Raw genomic sequence first — 2,369 nt, forward strand, 5'->3', positions numbered from 1 at the left:
AGAGAGTTCTCCGGGAGAGGCGGCTCTCCAGTTATTCAGCGCAGATGCGCCTAATGTACGACTTCACGTCGCACGCCTGTATTATCTTGGGTTATTTTCCTGACTGCTAGACATTTTGCTGATACCAATTCACTATGAAGGTACACTAAATTTAGGCTAAAAGTAGAGGAAATGCAATATGGCCAACAAATTTAATACCATTTTTTTAAAGATGTGATAGATTTGTGTAAAAAGTAAAGGATAGTATTACAATGTCGGGTCGTCCTCATATAAAAATTACAGAATCTGTAGAAGATTTGCGAGAAATCCTCAAGCAACAAAAAAAGATACTAGCTTATAATAAAGTTCAAATGCTTTATTTATTTCAGTCAAAACAAGTAGAAACTGTTCGGGAAGTATCCACAGTTTTAGGTAAAAGTGAGGCAACGATTCATCGCTGGCTCTCTCAATATAGAAAGAGCGGTCTGGAAAATTTGTTAAAAAATCGGCAGGTTTTCGGTCGCCCAAAAAAGTTTTCAGTTGAAATAGCAGCGACCTTGCAACAAGAGTTGAGAGACCCAGAAGGATTTAAGAGTTATAAAGAAGTTCATCTTTGGCTCTGGTTGATTAAAGGAATACCCAGTAGTTACTCGGCTGTCTATTCTTTAGTAAGAGGGGAATTAAAAAGTAAATTAAAAATTCCCAGACCTCGCAGTATTTCTCAGAAATCCACGGCAATTAATGAATTTAAAAATAACTTACATCAACAGATAAAAGCGTTACTAGACCAAGCTTCGCCTCAAGTAAACAAATATAAAAAAGTCAATTATTGGTGAGCGTGATGAAACGCGGCTAGGACTGCATACAGTTCGTCGGCGCAAGCTGACGCTTTCAGGCGTAAAGCCCGTGGGGAGGCATCAATGGAAATTTGAGTGTTTTTGGCTGTATGGGGCAGTATCGATCACTAATGGAAAAAGTTTTTTTTGGGAGTTTTCGCATTTAGACAAAGTTTGTTTTGAAGCATATTTACAACTTTTGTCAAGACAATATCCTCATGAATTACACATCATTCAAGTTGATAACGCACCCGCTCATAAGTTGGACTCATCTGAATTACCAGACAATGTGATTTTACTATTTCAGCCTCCGGCTTGCCCTGAAGTAAATCCCACAGAAAGAGTGTGGGAATATCTCAAAGATTTTTTAGCGAAAGTCGGTGTTTAGTAATCTTGACGAACTCCGCACAAAAGTTCAGGAAATTTTGGCATCTTTCACCGTGAGCGTCATTGGTTTTCTCACCGGATGGTCTTGGATTTTACATTCTTTATCTCTATCACATCTTTAAAAAAATGGTATAAGGTAGAAATTCAGGAAACGGTTGAGGAACTAGAGCATCGACTCCAACGGGCTATAACCGCAGTAAGTAAAGAAAAATTACTGCTATTATACTGGATTGCCACCAAAAGAATCAAAACAAGAGAAGAATTAGCCACGAGGCTGAAGCGAGACGAATCAACAATATATCGGTGGTTAAGAGCTTACAAACAAGGTGGAATAACCTCATTACTCACAGTTAAAAAATCTCCCGGGAAGACTCCACATATACCACCGTCCGTGAGAGAAAAACTAATCAAAAAACTGCAAGAACCAGAGGGGGAAACAAGTTATGGGAAATTACAAATATGGCTAGAAAAAGAATGCGGGATTAAAGTGAGCTATCAAGTCGTACATGACCTAGTTCATTATAAATTAAAAGCTTACCTCTCTCGTCCCAAGACCCCAAAGCAATAAGGTGAACGAAGTTGCACAGACCAACTTCAAAAAAAAACTGTGGGAGATTATCAAAGTAATGATTAAATATTTCGGAACAGGACAGCCTGTAAGGATATGGTGTCAGGACGAGAGTAGATTTGGATTGATTACTATGCAGGGCAGGATGATTACATTGAAGGGGATAAAACCCGTCGGGCAAAAGCAATGGAAGCGAGGAAACTTCTATGTTTATGGAGTTGTAGAGCCATCAACAGGTGAACAATATTATCAAGAATTTTCTCAGCTCAATCACAACTGCTTTCAAGAGTTTTTAAATGGATTTGCTCAAAAATACTCAGACTATTTCAATCTAATTATCATGGATAATGGTAGCTTTCATAAAGCTCTCTTATTAGACTGGCATGACCATGTAATGCCAATATATTTACCTGCGTATAGTCCTGAATTGAATCCGATTGAAAGATTGTGGGAACATACAAAAAAAGACCTGAAGTGGGCAAATTATTCGAGTTTAGATAAACTCAAAGAACAGGTAGATATAATTATCAAATCTCTCACGAATGAAGAAGTTTTATCTCTCTGTGGTTGGGACTATATCCTTGAAGCTATATTAAGTG

General features: G+C 38.0%; 2 protein-coding genes and 1 pseudogene. All 3 read left to right on the forward strand.

Features of this window, described 5'->3' with window-relative positions; all coding sequences use genetic code 11:
• Positions 1 to 251 precede the first annotated feature (251 nt).
• Positions 252 to 1,324, forward strand: a pseudogene (locus tag QUA16_RS36415) (IS630 family transposase).
• Positions 1,288 to 1,770: a helix-turn-helix domain-containing protein gene (locus QUA16_RS36420; protein ID WP_333109702.1), complete on the forward strand. Its 483-nt coding sequence runs from the start codon at positions 1,288 to 1,290 to the stop codon at positions 1,768 to 1,770. Before QUA16_RS36415 ends, QUA16_RS36420 begins: the two are co-directional and overlap by 37 nt.
• 1 nt (position 1,771) lies before the next feature.
• The coding region (locus QUA16_RS36425) for an IS630 family transposase (RefSeq protein ID WP_333109701.1) at positions 1,772 to 2,369 on the forward strand (598 nt) is incomplete at its 3' end.

It is taken from the genome of Microcoleus sp. S13_C3 (assembly GCF_036700905.1).
Taxonomy (GTDB): Bacteria; Cyanobacteriota; Cyanobacteriia; order Cyanobacteriales; family Microcoleaceae; genus Microcoleus.